We start from the raw sequence: 16,287 nt of genomic DNA, 5'->3' as shown, positions 1-16,287 counted from the left end.
TGCGGATGTTCTGTAACACAGTTACAACAGCTTCCGTGAAGGGTAAAGACACGCGCACACATCTCGACAGGGAACAGGTCCTCGCCGCCGCCGCGAAGCTGGTGAAACAGCAGGGCCCGCAGTCCCTGACGATGCGCAAGCTCGCCGCCGAGCTCGGCACCGCCGTCACCTCGATCTACTGGCACGTCGGTAACCGCGAGTCGCTGCTCGAAGCCCTGGTCGAGCGCACCGTCGCCGACCTCGGGGAGATCCGCCCCCGCGGCGCCACACCGGAGCAGCGCGTCGCCTCCGTCGCCCGCGCCCTGCGCCGGCAACTGCGCGACCATCCGCACCTCGTCGCGATGGTCCACGAACGCGGTCTGACCGAGCGGATGTTCCTGCCGGCGCAACAGGTCCTCGTGCGCGAGGTGCACGCCGCGGGCCTGCGCGGGACCCGCGCCGCCGGGGTCGTACGGGCGGTGCAGTTCCATGTCGTCGGCCATGTCCTGGTGGAGCGTCAACGCGAGCGCGCGCCCGTGCAGCGGCCCGGCGAGGAGGAGCTGTGGGGCGCGCGGACGGCGGAGGGCGACGCCGCCTTGGCCCGCGCGCTCAGCCTTCCGGCCGACCCGGAGAAGGTGTTCGACGCCTCCGTCAGGGCCCTGGTGTCAGGCCTGTTGCGGACATAACGGACGCAGCCGCGGGACCGGGCGACGGAGGTGTCAGTCGCGGCCCGTATCCTCATGGACCATGCTCGAAGACCAGACGACCGCCGCGTCCGCCGCTCCTTGGCCGGCCGCGTATCCGCAGGGATACGCGGTCGTCGACGTGGAGACCACCGGCCTCTCCCGGGACGACCGGATAATCTCCGCAGCCGTCTACCGGCTCGACGCGCGGGGCGAGGTCGAGGACCACTGGTACACGCTGGTCAACCCCGAGCGCGACCCGGGCCCCGTCTGGATCCACGGCCTGACGAACGACGTGCTCGAAGGCGCGCCCCTCTTCAAGGACATCGCCGAGGAGTTCGCGACCCGGCTCGACGGCCGCGTGCTCGTCGCCCACAACGCGGTCTTCGACTGGTCGATGATCGCCCGGGAGTACGCCCGCGCGGAGCGCACCGCCCCCGTCCGCCAGCGCCTGTGCACCATCGCGCTGTCCAAGGAGCTCGGCCTCCCCCTGCCCAACCACAAGCTGGAGTCCCTCGCCGCGCACTTCGGCGTAGTCCAGCGCAACGCGCACCACGCGCTCGACGACGCGCGCGTGCTCGCCGAGGCGTTCCGGCCGAGCCTGCGTGCCGCCGCGAGCGGCGGGGTACGGCTGCCCCTGCTCGAGTGCAGACCGCTCACGGAGTGGACGGACGGCGCGGCGCGCATCGGCCGCCAGGGCTCGGCCCCGTCGTCGTCCTCGTACGGGGGCGGCGGGACGTGGCGCCCGTCGCGCAAGCGGCAGCCGTGCCCGTACCCGAACCCCGGGCGATACGAACCGGGCAAACAGCTCAAGCAGGGCATGCGGGTGGCGTTCTCCGGAGACACCTCGGTGGACCGCGAGCTCCTGGAGGACCGCGCCGTCGAGGCCGGGCTGCACATCGCGACGAGCCTGTCCCGGCTCACCAGCGTCCTCGTCACGAACGACCCCGACTCGTACACGTCGAAGGCCGTCAAGGCGAAGCAGTACGGCACACCGGTCATCGACGAGGCGGCCTTCGGCCAGCTCCTGCGCGACGTGGCCCCGGCGTCAGACGGGTGATTGCGCGGCGACTCGCCCGCCCACCGCTCGCCCCGCGCGACCGCGAAGCCCACCCTGTGGCGCATGGCACGTTGTGAGGTCTGCGGAAACGACTACGGAATGTCCTTCGAGGTGCACGCGCAGGGCGCGGTGCACGTCTTCGACTGTTTCTCCTGCGCCATCCACCGCATGGCGCCGATCTGCGAGCACTGCCGGTGCCGCATCGTCGGCCAGGGAGTAGAGGTCGACGGGCACTGGTACTGCGGGGCGCACTGCTCGCGCGCGGAGGGGAGGGTGGGGATCGTCGACAAGGTCTGAGCCCTCCGGCACACCCCCGTGATGTCGCCCCACGACCGAGTTGTACGGTCGTGGGGTGTACCGCTTCCTGTTGTCCCGGCAGTGGGTGATCCTCGCCCTCATCACCCTCCTTCTCATCCCCACGATGATCAAGCTGGGCTTCTGGCAGCTGCACCGTCACGAGCACCGCGTCGCTCAGAACCAGCAGATCGGTGACGCGCTCTCCGCGAAGCCGCTGCCCGCCGAGCAGCTCACCTCCCCCGGGAAGCCCGTACCCAAGGCCGAGATCCACCGCCGGGTCTCCGCGAAGGGGGCGTTCGACACCGCGCACGAGGTCGTCGTGCGGCGCCGCACGAACACCGACGGCGAGGTCGGCTTCCACGTCCTGACCCCGTTCGTCCTCGACGACGGCAAGGTGCTCCTCGTCAACCGCGGCTGGATCCCGGCCAACGGCGCGCAGACCGCGTTCCCGAAGATCCCCGCGCCCGCGCGCGGCGAGATCACCGTCACCGGCCGCCTGCTGGCCGACGAGACGACCGCCGCGAGCGGCATCAAGAACGTCAAGGGGCTGCCGGACCGTCAGATCATGCTGATCAGCAGCGGCCAGCAGGCCAAGGCGCTCGGCAAGCAGGTCCTCGGCGGATTCATCGAGCAGACGTCGCCCGGCCCGAAGGGCAACACCCCCCAGCTGATCCCCACGCCCAACCACAGCGACATCGGCCCGCACATGGCGTACGCGGTCCAGTGGTGGCTGTTCGCCGCGGCCGTGCCCGTCGGCTTCGTCGTGCTGGTCCGGCGCGAGCGCCGCGACCGCGCCGAGGCGGCGTCGGCCGAGGAGGCCCCCGCGGGCCCCGAACCCGCCACGGTGTAGGACCCGGAGCCGCTGCCGCGCGCGCATGCGCCCTCACCCGCCCGGCCCTCGGTGGGGATTGGCGGCCCCTTCCGCCGGGAACCCGCCTCACGTGCACCGACCCCTAGAGGACTACGCGCTCATCGGCGACCAGCAGACAGCCGCCCTCGTCTCCCGTGCCGGCTCCGTCGACTGGCTCTGCCTCCCCCGCTTCGACTCGGCGGCCTGTTTCGCCGCGCTCGTGGGCAAGAAGGAGGAGAACGGCCACTGGCAGCTCGCCCCGAAGGGCGCGGGCGACTGCACCCGCCGCTCCTACCGCCCCGGCACCCTCGTCCTCGACACGGAGTGGGACACCGACGAGGGCAGCGTCCGGGTCACCGACCTGATGCCGCAGCGCGACGAGGCCCCCGACCTCGTACGCATTGTCGAGGGGCTCAGGGGCCGCGTCACGATGCGCGGCACCCTGCGCCTGCGCTTCGACTACGGGTCGATCGTGCCGTGGATGCGCAAGTCCGACGGCCACCGCGTGGCCGTCGCGGGGCCCGATTCGATGTGGCTGCGCAGCGAACCCCCCGTACGCACCTGGGGCAAGGACCTCACGACCCACTCCGAGTTCACCGTCGAGGAGGGAGAGTCCGTCGCGTTCGTGCTGACCTGGCACCCGTCGCACGAGCCGCGCCCCCGCCTCATCGACCCGTTCGAGTCCCTGCGCCGCTCCCAGGAGGAGTGGGAGCAGTGGTCGGCGCAGTGCCGTTACGAGGGCCCGCGCAAGGACGTGGTCCTGCGCTCCCTGGTCACGCTGAAGGCGCTCACGTTCGAACCCACCGGCGGGATCGTCGCCGCGCCCACCACGTCGCTGCCGGAGGAGCTCGGCGGCGTGCGCAACTGGGACTACCGGTACTGCTGGCTGCGCGACTCGACCCTCACCCTCGGCGCGCTCGTGTCGGCCGGCTTTCTCGACGAGGCCAAGGCATGGCGGGACTGGCTGCTGCGCGCGGTCGCGGGCGACCCGGCGGACCTGCAGATCATGTACGGGCTCTCCGGCGAGCGCCGCCTGCCCGAGATCGAACTCCCGTGGCTGGCCGGATACAGCCACTCCGTCCCCGTACGCGCGGGCAACGACGCCGTGCACCAGCTCCAGCTCGACGTGTACGGAGAGGTGATCGACTCGCTCTCCCTGGCGCGGCTCGCGGGCATGCCGTCCGAGCCGCACGCGTGGCGGCTGCAGCTGGCCCTCGTGGAGTTCCTGAGCACCGCGTGGCGCCAGCCCGACCAGGGACTCTGGGAGGTCCGCGGGCCGCGCCGGCACTTCGTGCACTCGAAGGTGATGGCGTGGGTGGCCGCCGACCGCATCGTCATGGCTCTGGAGGACGAGCCCGATCTGCCGGGCGATCTCGACGCCATAAGGCGGCTGCGCGACGACATCCACCGTGACGTCCTGGAGCGCGGGTACGACCCGGAACGCAACACGTTCACGCAGTACTACGGCTCGACCGAGCTCGACGCGTCACTGCTGATCATCCCCCGCGTCGGCTTCCTGCCGCCGGACGACCCGCGCGTCCTCGGCACCGTCCAGGCGATCCGCGACGAGCTCTCCGACAACGGCTTCGTGCGCCGCTACAGCGCCGAGGCGACCGGTGTCGACGGACTCCCGGGCCGCGAGGGCACGTTCCTCGTCTGCTCGTTCTGGCTCGCGGACGCGCTGCATCTGACGGGGCACACGCAGGAGGCCCGCGAGCTGTTCGACCAGCTCTGCGCGCTCGGCAACGACGTGGGGCTGCTCGCCGAGGAGTACGACCCCGCGTCGGGGCGCCAGCTCGGGAACTTCCCGCAGGCCTTCAGCCATATCGGCCTGGTGGGGACCGCCCTCACGCTGTTCGGGACCGGCGAGGCAGGATAGGACCCATGGATCTTGGACTGAAGGACCGTGTCTACGTCGTCACCGGCGCCACCCGCGGCCTGGGCAACGCCGCCGCGCGTGAGCTCGTCGCCGACGGCGCGAAGGTGATCATCACAGGGCGGGACGAGAAGCGGGTGGCCGAGGCCGCCGAAGCGCTCGGCGAGAACGCCGTGGGCATCGCCGCCGACAACGCCGAACCCGCCGTCGCGCGGCGTCTGATCGACGCGGCGCGCGAGAACTTCGGCGGCTTCGACGGCGTACTGATCAGCGTCGGCGGGCCGGCCCCCGGCTTCCTCTCGGACAACACCGACGAGCAGTGGGAGTCGGCCTTCGAGTCGGTCTTCCTCGGCGCGGTGCGGCTCGCCCGCTCGGCCGCGGCCGAACTCGGTGAGGGCGGTGTCATCGGCTTCGTGCTCTCCGGCTCCGTCCACGAGCCGATTCCCGGCCTGACCATCTCCAACGGCCTGCGCCCCGGACTCGCCGGGTTCGCGAAGTCCCTCGCGGACGAGCTGGGCCCGCGCGGGATCCGCGTCGTCGGCCTGCTCCCGGCACGGATCGACACGGACCGGGTCCGTGAGCTCGACGGCCTGTCCGCCGACCCGGAGGCGACCCGCGCCGCCAACGAGGCGCGCATCCCGCTGCGCCGCTACGGCAGGCCGGAGGAGTTCGGCCGCGCCGCCGCCTTCTTCCTCTCGCCCGCCGCGTCGTACCTCACGGGCGTGATGCTCCCGGTGGACGGCGGCTCCCGGCACGGCTTCTGAGCCGGCGGGCGCTGGGCCTGTCGGGTCAGCTCACGCGCTCCGCACGGTGCTTCACCGCGCGGAGCCGTACCTCGGCCGGGAGGGCGGCGAGCCCGGCGGAGTCCCGGGCGTGGCCCAGTGCCTCCTCGCTGATCCGCTGAAGCGCGGCCCCGGGCTCAACGTGCGGTTCGAGGAGCAGGCCCATGTGTACGTGGGGTGCGGAGCGCCGCCCGGTCAGGCGGACCCGGGCGCTCTCCACGCCGTCGAGCGACTCCGCCTCGCCGACGAGGACCCCTTCGAGCGCCCGGCCGCGCAGCAGCGCGCCCTCGCCGTCCCCGGTGTCGACGAGGACCTCGGCGAGCCGGCGCCGGCGCAGCTGGGCGACCAGCCACCACAGCGCGAGCAGCACACAGACGGCGAGCACGGCGATGACGACCGGCCACCACCAGGCGTCGCCGCGCCACCGGTAGCCGTCCGCCCTGCTGAGCAGCACGTCGTGCCGCCCGTCGTAGATCCACCAGGACGGCGGGGACACACCGAGTCCGACGGCGAGGACGGACCCTCCGGCCACTACGAGGATCAGCCCGACGAGGCCGACGACGACCCGGTTCACGGTCCTGAGCACGGGGCTCATCCCTTCTTTCCGGGCCGCGCCACGTGTACGGACAGGCCGGGTGTGGCGGTGAGTCCGAGCCCCTTGACGGTCTCGCCGATCACGGCATCCAAGTCGGCGCGTACGTCGTCGAGTTGACGGAAGTGCGAGACGGCCCGCACCTCGGCCTTGGAGCGCTTCATCCGTACGCGTACGGACTGCACGCCCGCCACCTCCATGGCCCGGTCACGCAGGACCATGGCGGCCGCGTCGCGGTGCAGTCCGGCCCGTACGTCGGTGTGGGTGCGGCGCATCGGCAGGACGGCGCGGAGGCCGGGCGTCACGGCGAGCACGATCAGCCACAGCCCGAGCAGGGCGGCCACGCCGGCGCCGACCAGCACCCACACGTTGTCCAGGGGCCGGTCGGCGAGTTCTCGAGCGAGGGCGCGCCGCCAGCGCATCGCGGAGTGGCCCGCGCGCACGGCGGCGATGTCGTAGAGCAGGATCCCGGAGCCGCCGAGGAGGACGATCGCCACCAGTGCGGCGGGGATCCGGCGCGGCGACCAGAAGCGGCCGGTGCCGTGCTCGCCCTCCAGCGTGGGCAGCGCCTTGTAGGTGGCCGCAGACCCCGACTGGCCGAACTGGTCGAGCTCGCCCTGCCCGCGTTCGACGACGGGCAGGGACTGTGTGGGCTCGCTCATCGGATCCTCCGCTGTGCCGCGCCGCGATCGTGCTCGGAGTGCAGCCGCTCCACCTGGACGGCCACCTCGGGCACTTCCATCCCCGCCAACGCCTTTACCCGCTCGGCGACTTGACGACGCACGGCGCCGCACTGCGTTCCGATGTCGCCGGGATACTCCAGTTCGAGGCTGATCCGCACATGGGCGATGTCGTGGCGCACGGAGACGGTGGCGTGCGGGGCGCTGCCCTCCGCCGGAACGGCGGGGATTGCCTCACGCGCCGCCTGTGCGGCGATCTTCGCGACGACCCGGTCGGCGATCCGGGTCGCGCCGCGATCGGCGGGCGCGACCTGCGTCGCCACCGGTCACCGCCGCCGGTCGCCGCGCGAGCGGAAGAAGTCACCGGGTTCCAGGTCCCCCTCGAGGAACCGGCCGGCGACGAAGCCGACGGCGCCGAGCGCCGCCACCAGCAGGAAGGCCCCGAATCCGCCGAAGTATCCGGCGAAAGCGAGAGCCATTCCGGCGATCATGCCGATCACGGCCAGGTTCATCGAGCGCTCCTCCTCAAGGGCAAGCTCGCGGGCGGGTGATTACTGAAGCCGGGACTCCGGCTCCTCGTCCTCTTCGTCGGGCAGCTTGACGTCGCTCACCGCGATGTTGACCTCGACGACCTCGAGGCCGGTCATGCGCTCGACGGCCGCGACCACGTTCTCGCGCACGTCACGGGCGACATCGGCGATCGACACCCCGTACTCCACGACGATTTCCAGGTCGAGCGCCGTCTGTACCTCGCCGACCTCGGCCTTCACCCCGCGCGACACGGATTTGGTGCCGCCGGGCACCCGGTCGCGTACGGCTCCGAAGGTGCGGGACAGGCCGCTGCCCATCGCGTGCACGCCCATGACGTCCCGCGCGGCGAGGCCGGCGATCTTCTCGACCACACCGTCGGCGATGGTGGTGCGTCCTCGTGTCCCGGCGGATCCGCCGCCCCGCTTGGTCACACTGGTCCTGCCCCCGGTCGCTTCGCCCGGCTTCTCTGCGGTGTCGCTCATCGCGGGTCGTCCCTTTCGAAGAGGTTCTCTCAGGTCGTTCTCTGGGAGTCACTGCTCTTTCGACCACACTAAGTGCGGTTGCCCGGTCGCGCGCCATGGATGCGGCAGGCTGGGGCAATGAGCGCTGACCGATGGACGCAGGCAGTACGACACCAGCTCGGGCTCGGCAGGCTGGTACCGCTCGGAGGGCCGCAGGACGGGTGCTGGCTGGCCGAATCGGCGGCGCGGTCGGCGTTGCGCCGGACAGCCCAGTCGGTGCCGGGGGTGCGGCTGGAAAGCCTGCGCATCGAGCTCGCCGACCCCGAGGGCTCCTACGAGTCCGTGGTGTCCCCGCCGCCGAGTGCTCTGCCGCCGGGGCCGCTGCGCATCGTCGCGGAGTGCGCGGCGGCACCGGACGAACCGCTGCCCACGGCCGCGTCCCGGCTGCGCGCGGCCCTGACCCGCGCGGCGTCCGACGGCCTCGGGCTCGCGGTGGTCCAGGTGGACCTGCGGGTGACGGCGCTGCTCGACGACGGCGCGCAGGCGCAGCCCGCCTCGGTGGACGCGGAGGCGGATGTCGTGGACAGCCGGCAGGCCACGGGTGACAGCGACGAGGAACGGGCCGGGCAGGCCGCGCTCTCCGTGCCGGGGGTGTCGCGGCTGACCGGTGCGCTGGGCGGCCTGGGGCGTGCGGTGCACATCGGGGAGCGTTCCGAGGGCACGGCGACGCTGCCGCGCCGCCATGTACGGATCGAACTGGCCGTGTCGGGCGGGCGGCGGGCGCTCGACGTGGCGCGGGACGTGCGGACGGCGGTCACCGAGGCCCTGGCGGATCATCCGTCAGTGGCCGTTCTGGTGACCGCCGTGCACTGAGGGCCGTCCGGCCCGGGTCAGCCCCGGTCATGCGTGGGCCAGGTGTGGGTCGCGTCAGTCGCCGAGGCCCGCCAGGTCCCGGAGCCGGCGTCCCTGAGCGGCGCGCTCGGCGGTGCGCTGCTCCTCGTACGAGCGTCCGGAGACGCCCTGGAGCAGGGCCTTGGTCTCGATGACGGCGTCGCGGGGCGCGGCGATGAGTGCTCCGGCGAGGTCGCGCGCGGCGGCGTCGAGCTGGTCGGCGGGCACCACGAGGTTGGCCAGGCCGATGCGGCCGGCCTCGTCGGCGTGGACGTAGCGGCCGGTGACGCAGATCTCCAGGGCGCGCGCGTATCCCACGAGGGAGACGAGGGGGTGCGTGCCGGTGAGGTCGGGCACCAGACCGAGGCTGGTCTCGCGCATGGAGAACTGCACGTCCTCGGCGGCGATCCGCAGATCGCAGGCGAGGGCGAGCTGGAAGCCCGCGCCGATCGCGTGCCCCTGCACCGCGGCGACGGTGATGATGTCGCTGCGCCGCCACCAGGTGAACGCCTCCTGGTACTCGGCGATGGTGTCGTCGAGCACGTCGTCGGAGCCGCGCGCCAAGTCGATGAAGGACGGCTCGCCGTCGAAACCCTCGGGCGTGAACGCCTGACGGTCGAGGCCCGCGGAGAACGAGAGTCCCTCCGCGCGCAGTACGACAACGCGCACGCTGCCCGGCAGGGACTTCCCGGCGTCGGCCAACGCCCGCCACAGAGCAGGACTTTGGGCGTTGCGCTTGTCCGGGTTGGCCAGCGTCACCGTGGCGATGGAGCCGTCGACGGTGAGGCGGACCCCGTCCTTGTCGAGTACCGGTGCGATCTTGCCGGATCCGGTGTCGAGCGAAGCCATGCGTGCCTCCGATGGTGTGCGCAGTGAGACAGGGTCGCGCGACGCGTGATGTGTCGACGCCCTAAAACTACTGCACAGTAACCAACCGGCCGGTCGGCGGACCGACCGGGTGGTCACCATCGAAGCCTGTGCACTGCCCAGGTCAGCCGGCCGCGGTCGCCTTCTTGCCGCGTGTAGCCCCGCCGCGACCTCGCAGCGTGACTCCCGACTCACTGAGCATCCGGTGCACGAACCCATACGAGCGGCCGGTTTCTTCGGCCAGCGCTCGAATGCTCGCACCGGAGTCGTACTTCTTCTTCAGGTCTGCCGCGAGCTTGTCACGCGCGGCGCCGGTTACCCGGCTGCCCTTCTTCAGAGTCTCGGCCACCCGTGCCTCCTCATGGGAAGTGCGCTCTGGACTTCTCATGATCACCCCTCCCGGGCTTCCTGGCCACCCATTCGGCAAGGTCCGTACGACGAGCTTGTGCGGTCGGGAAGCGGTCGACACGAGTGGAATGGAGGGTTCCGGGCGCACCTGGGCAGGGTTGGAAACGGCGTCCTCCACGAAGGGCCAGGTCAGCGCCTTGCCAGTCGGCACAAGGGACCCGGCGCCGGTGCGGCGACGAAATCCGTGTAGGACACACCGCGGTACGAGGAGATCTCACTCAGATGATGGATCACGGGTCGGCCGAATGATCCATACCGAGTGGATCAGCCTTTCGATCAAGCCGTGCTGACGGCCGACCGTGATCGTGCGGGCCCGGACGCGGGCGCCGGAGGGTCAGGCGAGGCTGACCAGATCCGCGTAGTCCTGGCCCCAGAGGTCCTCGACGCCGTCGGGCAGCAGGATGATCCGCTCCGGCTGGAGCGCGTCCACGGCGCCCTCGTCGTGGGTGACGAGGACGACGGCGCCCTTGTAGGTGCGCAGCGCGCCGAGGATCTCCTCGCGGCTGGCCGGGTCGAGGTTGTTCGTGGGCTCGTCGAGGAGCAGGACGTTCGCGGACGACACGACGAGCGTGGCGAGCGCGAGGCGGGTCTTCTCACCGCCGGACAGGACACCGGCCGGCTTGTCGACGTCGTCCCCGGAGAACAGGAACGAGCCGAGCGTCTTGCGCACCTCGACGAGGTCAAGGTCGGGGGCGGCGGAGCGCATGTTCTCCAGGACCGTGCGCTCCGGGTCGAGGGTCTCGTGCTCCTGCGCGTAGTAGCCGAGCTTGAGGCCGTGGCCCTCGATGATCTCGCCGGTGTCGGGCTTCTCGGCTCCGCCGAGCAGCTTGAGCAGGGTGGTCTTGCCCGCGCCGTTGAGGCCGAGGATGACGACGCGCGAGCCCTTGTCGATGGCCAGGTCGACGTCGGTGAAGATCTCCAGGGAGCCGTACGACTTCGACAGGCCCTCGGCCATCAGCGGCGTCTTGCCGCACGGGGAGGGCTCGGGGAAGCGCAGCTTGGCGACCTTGTCGGAGACGCGGACGGCGTCGAGCCCGGCGAGCAGCCGGTCGGCGCGCTTGGCCATGTTCTGCGCGGCGACGGTCTTGGTCGCCTTGGCGCGCATCTTGTCGGCCTGGGAGTTGAGGGCCGCGGCCTTCTTCTCGGCGTTCTGGCGCTCGCGCTTGCGGCGCTTCTCGTCGGCCTCGCGCTGCTGCTGGTAGAGCTTCCAGCCCATGTTGTAGACGTCGATCTGGGACCGGTTCGCGTCCAGGTAGAACACCTTGTTGACGACCGTCTCGACGAGGTCGACGTCGTGGGAGATCACGATGAAGCCGCCGCGGTACGACTTCAGGTAGTCGCGCAGCCAGACGATGGAGTCGGCGTCGAGGTGGTTCGTGGGCTCGTCGAGGAGCAGGGTGTCCGCGTCCGAGAAAAGGATGCGGGCCAGCTCGATACGGCGGCGCTGACCGCCGGAGAGCGTGTGCAGGGGCTGGCCGAGCACGCGGTCGGGCAGGTTGAGCGCGGCGGCGATGGTGGCGGCCTCGGCCTCGGCGGCGTACCCGCCCTTGGTGAGGAACTCCGTCTCCTGGCGCTCGTACTGCTTGAGCGCCTTCGCGCGCGTGGCGCCCGTGCCGCTGGCGATGCGCTGCTCGTTGTCGCGCATCTTCTGGATCAGGGTGTCGAGGCCGCGCGCGGACAGGATGCGGTCGCGGGCCAGGATGTCGAGGTCGCCGGTGCGGGGGTCCTGCGGGAGGTAGCCGACCTCTCCGGAGCGGGCGATCTGGCCCCCGGCCGGGGTGCCCTCGCCGGCGAGGCACTTGGTGAGCGTCGTCTTGCCCGCGCCGTTGCGTCCGACCAGGCCGATGCGGTCGCCCTTGGCGATACGGAAGGTGGCGTTCTCAATGAGGATGCGGGCGCCGGCGCGCAGCTCGATGCCGGAAGCGGTGATCACGGACAGACTCCTGAGCAGGTCTATGGACGGCGGAAGGGCTACTGAGGGCGATGAGCCGTCTAGTGCATGCGGAGAATGGCCATGGGCCAAGTCTAACGGGGCGATGCAAACAGTTTTCCGCCCTGCCGTTCCCGGACCGAGGGGCAGACCACCACGAACTGTTCGATAGTGGGCGTTGGGCGGCGGGCCGCCGCCCCTGACGTGCGGTAGAGGGCGGTGCGGCCATGCAGTTCGACGACGACGCCGACCTGGACACCTCCGAGGTCCAGGACGGGCGCCGGGTCCCTGGCGGCCGGCGGACCGTCGGCGCCGGCCTCGCGGGCCTGCTCGCCGTCCTGGTCGGCCTCTTCTTCGGCACGAACGAATTCGGCCTCTCCTCCGACAGTGGCGAACCCGACACCAGCGTCTCGTCCGCGGCCCAGGTCAGCCAGGACTGCCGTACGGGCCAGGACGCGAACAACAAGGAGGACTGCCGCATCGTGGCGGTCGTCAACAGCGTCCAGGACTACTGGCGTCAGGAGTTCCGCGACCGCGGGGGCACCTACTCCCCCGCGCAGACCGTGTTCTACACCGGCCAGGTCACCACCGCTTGCGGCACGGCGACCTCGGCGGTCGGGCCCTTCTACTGCCCGGGCGACCGCAAGGTCTATCTGGACCTGGGCTTCTTCGACGAGCTGCGCACCAAGTTCGGCTCCAGCGGCGGTCCCTTCGCGCAGGCCTACGTGGTGGCGCACGAGTACGGGCACCACGTGCAGAACCTGATGGGGACGCTCCAGCGCTCCCAGGACGGGCGTACGGGGCGGAACAGCAACGCGGTGCGGGTCGAGCTCCAGGCGGACTGCTACGCCGGGGTCTGGGCGCACCACGCGACGACGACGCCCGACGACAAGACGGGCAAGCCCTTGATCACGAACCTGACCGACGCGGACATCCGAGACGGCCTGGACGCGGCGGCCGCCGTCGGCGACGACCGGATCCAGGAGAGGTTCCAGGGCCGGGTGACGCCCGAGACCTGGACGCACGGCTCGGCCCAGCAGCGGCAGCAGTGGTTCTACGAGGGCTACCGCAGCGGCGACATGGCGCGGTGCAACACGTTCCGGTGAGCGGTGGCGCCTCTCGGGGCGGATTGTCGGTGCCGGGTGCCAGGCTGGATCCGGCAGCGCATTCCGGACCGGCGAAGAAGGAGTGAGCACAGTGAGCGGTGCGAAGGGGCGCGCGAGTCTCTACCCGTCCTTGCTGTACGCCGACGCGAAGGCCGCGATCGAGCAGCTGACCTCGGCGTTCGGCTTCACCGCCGCGGCCGTGTACGAGGGCGAGGGCGGCTCGGTGATGCACGCCGAGCTGACGTACGGGAACGGCGCGGTGATGCTCGGCTCGAAGGGCCGCGGCGGCCGCTTCGACGAGGCCATGCGGGGCGCCGGACCGACCGGGATCTATGTCGTCGTGGACGATGTCGACGCCCATCACCGCCGGGCCGTCGAGCACGGCGTGGAGATCCTGATGCCCCCGACGGACCAGGACTACGGCTCCCGGGACTACCTGGCCAAGGACGCCGAGGGCAACGTGTGGAGCTTCGGGACGTACGCGCCGGAGATACCCGCCTGATCGCGGGGACGCGGTGTCACACGCCTCCGGTGTGCACCTGGAAGGCGGCCCGGCGGACGGCCTTGGCGAGCGCCGGATCCGGGTGCGCCGCGGCCAGCGCGACGAGCACCTGCACGGTACGCGGATGCCCGGCCGCCCGGACCTCGTCGAGCAGTGCCGGCACGGTGGGCTGCACGGCGGACTCCAGATGGCGCACGAGGAGCTGGGCCTCGCCGTGGTCCGCGACGGCCGCCGCGGTGTCCACCCACAGCCAGGTCGTCTCCTCGCGGGTCAGCACCATGTGGACGTCCTCGGGATCGGCGCCTTCGTACTCGGCGAGCCACAGCAGCGCGTAGGGGCGCAGGGACGGCTCGTCGGCGACGGATCGGACGACGGGCTCGGCGGGGGCTCCGACGACGCGCAGGGCCTCGAAGGCCAGGCCGCGCAGCAGGGCGTCCTCGCCGCGTGCGGCGGCGATCAGCTCGGTGACGGCGCTGCCGACGGGGCGGGCGGCGAGCCAGGCGCGGTACTCGGCACGGGCCGCGTTCGGGCGCAGCCGTGCGCAGCCTCTGAGCATGTCCTCGGCGGACTGCTCGATGTTGCCCGCCGGGGACTGGGCGGCCACGCAGATCTGCTCCAGCTTGACCCAGACCGCCCAGCTGCCGAGCGGCGTGAGGGTGGCCTGGCCGTCGGCGTAGGTGAGGGCGCCGACGGCGGCCAGGCCGTGCAGGGCCCAGTCGAGGAGCGGGGGGAGGTCGGTGCCGGTGGTGCCGGTCGCGGGTCCCGTGCGCTCGGGCTGCGGACCGTAGGGGATCTCGCAGCGCTCCGTGCGCAGTTCCTCGACGCGCTGGCCGAGCAGGTCGAGGAGTTGCGGGACGGGGACCGGGCCGGCCGAGAGCTGGAGGAGGGAGAGCACCTGGGGCATCGCCGAGACGACCTCGGCGACCGCGGCGGCCTCCAGGGTCTCGTCGGCGGGGTGGGCCAGGGACCAGGCGTCGAAGAGCGCGACCCAGCCGCGCAGCACGGCGGTGTCGTCGCGGTCCCAGGCGCGCAGGCGCCAGCCGGGGCGCGCGCTGTCGCCGTGCACCTCGACGAGGCCCGCGAGGCGTGCGGTGTCCCAGTCGGCGCGGACCTGTCGCGCGGTCAGCTCCAGGTCGGCCGCCGCGCGTTCGGCGGTGGGTGCGGAGAGGGCGCCCCTGCCGTCGGGGGCGCCTTGGCCGCTGCCGGGGCTGAGGACGGCGTCGGCCCAGCGGGCCACGCGGACGGCGTCGGCGAGGCCGCGGCGGGCCATGCGGGCCAGTTCCGCCGGTGGTGGGGTGCCCTCCGGCGGGCGGGGCGCCGGGCGGGGCGGGCGAGCCTGGGTCACCACTCCGTCGGCCCGCACGGGGGCGGCGGCGAGGGTGCGCGGGCCGACGAGTCGGAGCCTGGAGTCGCGCGGGATACGGGACGTCACAGGGGCAGTCTTCCGGTTGACGGTCCGAAAACCCAAACGGAATGGTTCCGGGCCTCTTTGCGGGCGTCGCGGGAGGGTCCGCGGACCGGCGCACGCCGGGGGTCTACGCGGGCCTTCCTGCGCATCTGTCCTGTGCGGCCGGCGGGCGGATCCCGTGGGTGCGACGGACCGTGCCGGAGCTGTGCCGGAGCTACATGAGGGGGGTGAGGAAGCGGCGGAGCGTCTCCTCGTACATGTGTGGGTCCGCGTTCCACATGGCTCCGTGCGGGGCGTCGCCGACGGTGTGGAGGGTGACCAAGTCGGGGCGCCGGGCGGCCAGTTCGCGGGACAGGGCCCAAGGGGCGATCTCGTCGTCGGGGCCGTGGATCACGAGGGTGGGGACCTTGAGCGCGTCGGGGTGGGCGGCGACGTCGAGGCGGTCGCCGTGCAGCCCGGTGCGCCCCTGGGCGGCGCGGACCGCGAGGGGCAGCAGGAGGCCGGGGATGCCGCGGACTCCGGCGAGAGCACGCAGCGTCACGTCCCACGCGAGGACCGGTGAGTCGAGGACGAGCCCGGAGATGCGGTCCCGCAAAGCGGAATGGGCCGCCGCATGCAGTGCCATGGCGGCGCCGGTCGACCAGCCGTGCACGATGACGCGCTGCGCGCCGTAGCGCACGGCATAGCGGATCGCGGCGTCCAGGTCGCGCCACTCCGTCTCGCCGAGGTGGCCCAGGCCGTCCGGGGAGCGGGGGGCGCCGAGGTCGCCGCGGTAGGCGAGATCGAGCACGGGGAAGCGGTGGCGGTGCAGGAAGTCCATGAGGACCATGGGGTGCTCGCGGGTGGTGCCCAGGCCGTGGACGGTGATGACCCAGGTGTCGCGGGCGCCGGGGACGAACCAGGCGGGGAGCGCGCCCAGTTCGCCGGGGATGTCGATGTCGGCGTGGTCGAGGCCGAGCGCCGCCTTGGGGTCGCCGATGTGGACCTGGGGCGTGAGCCAGGCCTTGGCGCCGGGTTCGAGGGAGCCGTGGGTGACGCGCTCCAGGCGTCGCACGACGGCGTGCGCGGCGTGCGGGGCGGACTCGAGGACGGGCCCGACCACGGCGTGGAATCCGTCGCCGCTCAGGCCGTAGGTTCCCGGGCGCAGGGAGGCCAGGTCGCGGGTGAGGGTGATCCGGCCCGCGGCGGTGGCTTGGACGGTCAGGCGTGGCTCGGTGGGGAGCGGTCGGCCCGCGGGCGCCTTGAGGGCGGCATCGCTGGCCAACCGGCCGACCGCGACCGCGGCCGCGCCGGCACAGATGACTCCGGTGACGGCAGCGGCCGTCGCTCTGGCGGTGCGCACCGTCCCAGTGTCCGCGCCCGGGCTCCGACCGGCCAGTGGGAC

Annotated in this window: 19 protein-coding genes; 9 read left to right on the top strand and 10 right to left on the bottom strand. The window is 72.2% G+C overall.

Annotated features, from left to right (window positions below; genetic code table 11):
- Positions 1-35: 35 nt before the first annotated feature.
- From OG456_RS28305 to OG456_RS28280, 6 genes are all read left to right on the top strand, one after another.
- Positions 36-665 (top strand): TetR/AcrR family transcriptional regulator, encoded by a 630-nt coding sequence (locus OG456_RS28305; protein ID WP_266565785.1) that lies wholly within the window; start codon positions 36-38, stop codon positions 663-665.
- A gap of 61 nt (positions 666-726) precedes the next feature.
- Positions 727-1,722, top strand: a complete 996-nt coding sequence (locus OG456_RS28300) for a DEDDh family exonuclease (RefSeq protein WP_266565783.1) — start codon at positions 727-729, stop codon at positions 1,720-1,722.
- 63 nt (positions 1,723-1,785) lie between these two features.
- Positions 1,786-2,019, top strand: a complete 234-nt coding sequence (locus OG456_RS28295) for a hypothetical protein (protein ID WP_127830357.1) — start codon at positions 1,786-1,788, stop codon at positions 2,017-2,019.
- Between the two features lie 55 nt (positions 2,020-2,074).
- Positions 2,075-2,869: an SURF1 family protein gene (locus OG456_RS28290; RefSeq protein ID WP_266565777.1), complete on the top strand. Its 795-nt coding sequence runs from the start codon at positions 2,075-2,077 to the stop codon at positions 2,867-2,869.
- A gap of 91 nt (positions 2,870-2,960) precedes the next feature.
- Positions 2,961-4,748, top strand: coding sequence for a glycoside hydrolase family 15 protein (locus tag OG456_RS28285; protein WP_266565775.1), 1,788 nt, complete (start codon positions 2,961-2,963; stop codon positions 4,746-4,748).
- A 5-nt stretch (positions 4,749-4,753) separates the two neighbouring features.
- On the top strand, positions 4,754-5,509 hold the full coding sequence (locus OG456_RS28280; protein ID WP_266565773.1) for an SDR family oxidoreductase: 756 nt from the start codon (positions 4,754-4,756) through the stop codon (positions 5,507-5,509).
- A gap of 25 nt (positions 5,510-5,534) precedes the next feature.
- Here OG456_RS28280 and amaP read toward each other — a convergent pair whose 3' ends face one another.
- The 5 genes from amaP to OG456_RS28255 are packed head-to-tail and all read right to left on the bottom strand — an operon-like array spanning position 5,535 to position 7,812.
- On the bottom strand, positions 5,535-6,122 hold the full coding sequence (gene amaP, locus OG456_RS28275; protein WP_266565771.1) for an alkaline shock response membrane anchor protein AmaP: 588 nt from the start codon (positions 6,120-6,122) through the stop codon (positions 5,535-5,537).
- The gene (locus OG456_RS28270) at positions 6,119-6,781 is read right to left on the bottom strand and encodes a DUF6286 domain-containing protein (protein ID WP_266565769.1); all 663 of its coding nucleotides are present in this window, start codon (positions 6,779-6,781) and stop codon (positions 6,119-6,121) included. Before OG456_RS28270 ends, amaP begins: the two co-directional genes overlap by 4 nt.
- A complete protein-coding gene (locus OG456_RS28265) occupies positions 6,778-7,122 on the bottom strand; it encodes a hypothetical protein (RefSeq protein ID WP_266565767.1) in 345 nt (114 codons plus the stop codon). Before OG456_RS28265 ends, OG456_RS28270 begins: the two co-directional genes overlap by 4 nt.
- A 3-nt stretch (positions 7,123-7,125) precedes the next feature.
- On the bottom strand, positions 7,126-7,311 hold the full coding sequence (locus OG456_RS28260; RefSeq protein WP_227293983.1) for a hypothetical protein: 186 nt from the start codon (positions 7,309-7,311) through the stop codon (positions 7,126-7,128).
- A 39-nt stretch (positions 7,312-7,350) separates the two neighbouring features.
- Entirely contained in the window at positions 7,351-7,812 is a 462-nt protein-coding gene (locus tag OG456_RS28255) for an Asp23/Gls24 family envelope stress response protein (protein WP_266565764.1), read from the bottom strand.
- A gap of 117 nt (positions 7,813-7,929) precedes the next feature.
- Between OG456_RS28255 and OG456_RS28250 the strand changes: the two genes are divergently transcribed.
- On the top strand, positions 7,930-8,664 hold the full coding sequence (locus tag OG456_RS28250) for a nucleopolyhedrovirus P10 family protein (protein WP_266565762.1): 735 nt from the start codon (positions 7,930-7,932) through the stop codon (positions 8,662-8,664).
- A 54-nt stretch (positions 8,665-8,718) separates the two neighbouring features.
- On the opposite strand, the gene OG456_RS28245 is transcribed toward OG456_RS28250, so the two are convergent.
- From OG456_RS28245 to OG456_RS28235, 3 genes are all read right to left on the bottom strand, one after another.
- Entirely contained in the window at positions 8,719-9,531 is an 813-nt protein-coding gene (locus tag OG456_RS28245) for an enoyl-CoA hydratase/isomerase family protein (RefSeq protein ID WP_266565760.1), read from the bottom strand.
- Positions 9,532-9,673: 142 nt separating this feature from the next.
- Entirely contained in the window at positions 9,674-9,898 is a 225-nt protein-coding gene (locus OG456_RS28240; RefSeq protein WP_189492003.1) for a helix-turn-helix domain-containing protein, read from the bottom strand.
- A 393-nt stretch (positions 9,899-10,291) separates the two neighbouring features.
- Positions 10,292-11,890 carry an ABC-F family ATP-binding cassette domain-containing protein gene (locus OG456_RS28235; RefSeq protein WP_266565756.1) on the bottom strand — a complete coding sequence of 533 codons (1,599 nt, stop codon included), beginning with the start codon at positions 11,888-11,890 and terminating at the stop codon, positions 10,292-10,294.
- 224 nt (positions 11,891-12,114) lie between these two features.
- On the opposite strand from OG456_RS28235, the gene OG456_RS28230 reads away from it, so the two are divergent.
- Together OG456_RS28230 and OG456_RS28225 are read left to right on the top strand one after the other, a co-directional pair.
- Positions 12,115-12,993: a neutral zinc metallopeptidase gene (locus tag OG456_RS28230; protein WP_266565754.1), complete on the top strand. Its 879-nt coding sequence runs from the start codon at positions 12,115-12,117 to the stop codon at positions 12,991-12,993.
- 91 nt (positions 12,994-13,084) lie between these two features.
- Positions 13,085-13,495 (top strand): VOC family protein, encoded by a 411-nt coding sequence (locus OG456_RS28225; RefSeq protein ID WP_323136361.1) that lies wholly within the window; start codon positions 13,085-13,087, stop codon positions 13,493-13,495.
- Between the two features lie 16 nt (positions 13,496-13,511).
- On the opposite strand, the gene OG456_RS28220 is transcribed toward OG456_RS28225, so the two are convergent.
- On the bottom strand, positions 13,512-14,927 hold the full coding sequence (locus tag OG456_RS28220; RefSeq protein ID WP_266565750.1) for a hypothetical protein: 1,416 nt from the start codon (positions 14,925-14,927) through the stop codon (positions 13,512-13,514).
- A 190-nt stretch (positions 14,928-15,117) separates the two neighbouring features.
- Positions 15,118-16,245, bottom strand: coding sequence for a S9 family peptidase (locus tag OG456_RS28215; protein WP_266565748.1), 1,128 nt, complete (start codon positions 16,243-16,245; stop codon positions 15,118-15,120).
- Between the last annotated feature and the right edge of the window lie 42 nt (positions 16,246-16,287).

This window comes from Streptomyces sp. NBC_01446, from assembly GCF_026340095.1.
Lineage (GTDB): Bacteria > Actinomycetota > Actinomycetes > Streptomycetales > Streptomycetaceae > Streptomyces > Streptomyces aureus.
Note: the sequence above shows the minus strand (reverse complement) of the source record. Positions and strands in the feature narration are given on the sequence as shown.

Bases quoted from the DNA above. Each gene is read 5' to 3' on its own strand.
- OG456_RS28260 (WP_227293983.1), bottom strand. From the start codon at position 7,311: ATGAACCTGGCCGTGATCGGCATGATCGCCGGAATGGCTCTCGCTTTC.
- OG456_RS28300 (WP_266565783.1), top strand. From the start codon at position 727: ATGCTCGAAGACCAGACGACCGCCGCGTCCGCCGCTCCTTGGCCGGCC.
- OG456_RS28230 (WP_266565754.1), top strand. From the start codon at position 12,115: ATGCAGTTCGACGACGACGCCGACCTGGACACCTCCGAGGTCCAGGAC.
- OG456_RS28295 (WP_127830357.1), top strand. From the start codon at position 1,786: ATGGCACGTTGTGAGGTCTGCGGAAACGACTACGGAATGTCCTTCGAG.
- OG456_RS28255 (WP_266565764.1), bottom strand. From the start codon at position 7,812: ATGAGCGACACCGCAGAGAAGCCGGGCGAAGCGACCGGGGGCAGGACC.
- OG456_RS28270 (WP_266565769.1), bottom strand. From the start codon at position 6,781: ATGAGCGAGCCCACACAGTCCCTGCCCGTCGTCGAACGCGGGCAGGGC.
- OG456_RS28250 (WP_266565762.1), top strand. From the start codon at position 7,930: ATGAGCGCTGACCGATGGACGCAGGCAGTACGACACCAGCTCGGGCTC.
- OG456_RS28280 (WP_266565773.1), top strand. From the start codon at position 4,754: ATGGATCTTGGACTGAAGGACCGTGTCTACGTCGTCACCGGCGCCACC.
- OG456_RS28245 (WP_266565760.1), bottom strand. From the start codon at position 9,531: ATGGCTTCGCTCGACACCGGATCCGGCAAGATCGCACCGGTACTCGAC.
- amaP (WP_266565771.1), bottom strand. From the start codon at position 6,122: ATGAGCCCCGTGCTCAGGACCGTGAACCGGGTCGTCGTCGGCCTCGTC.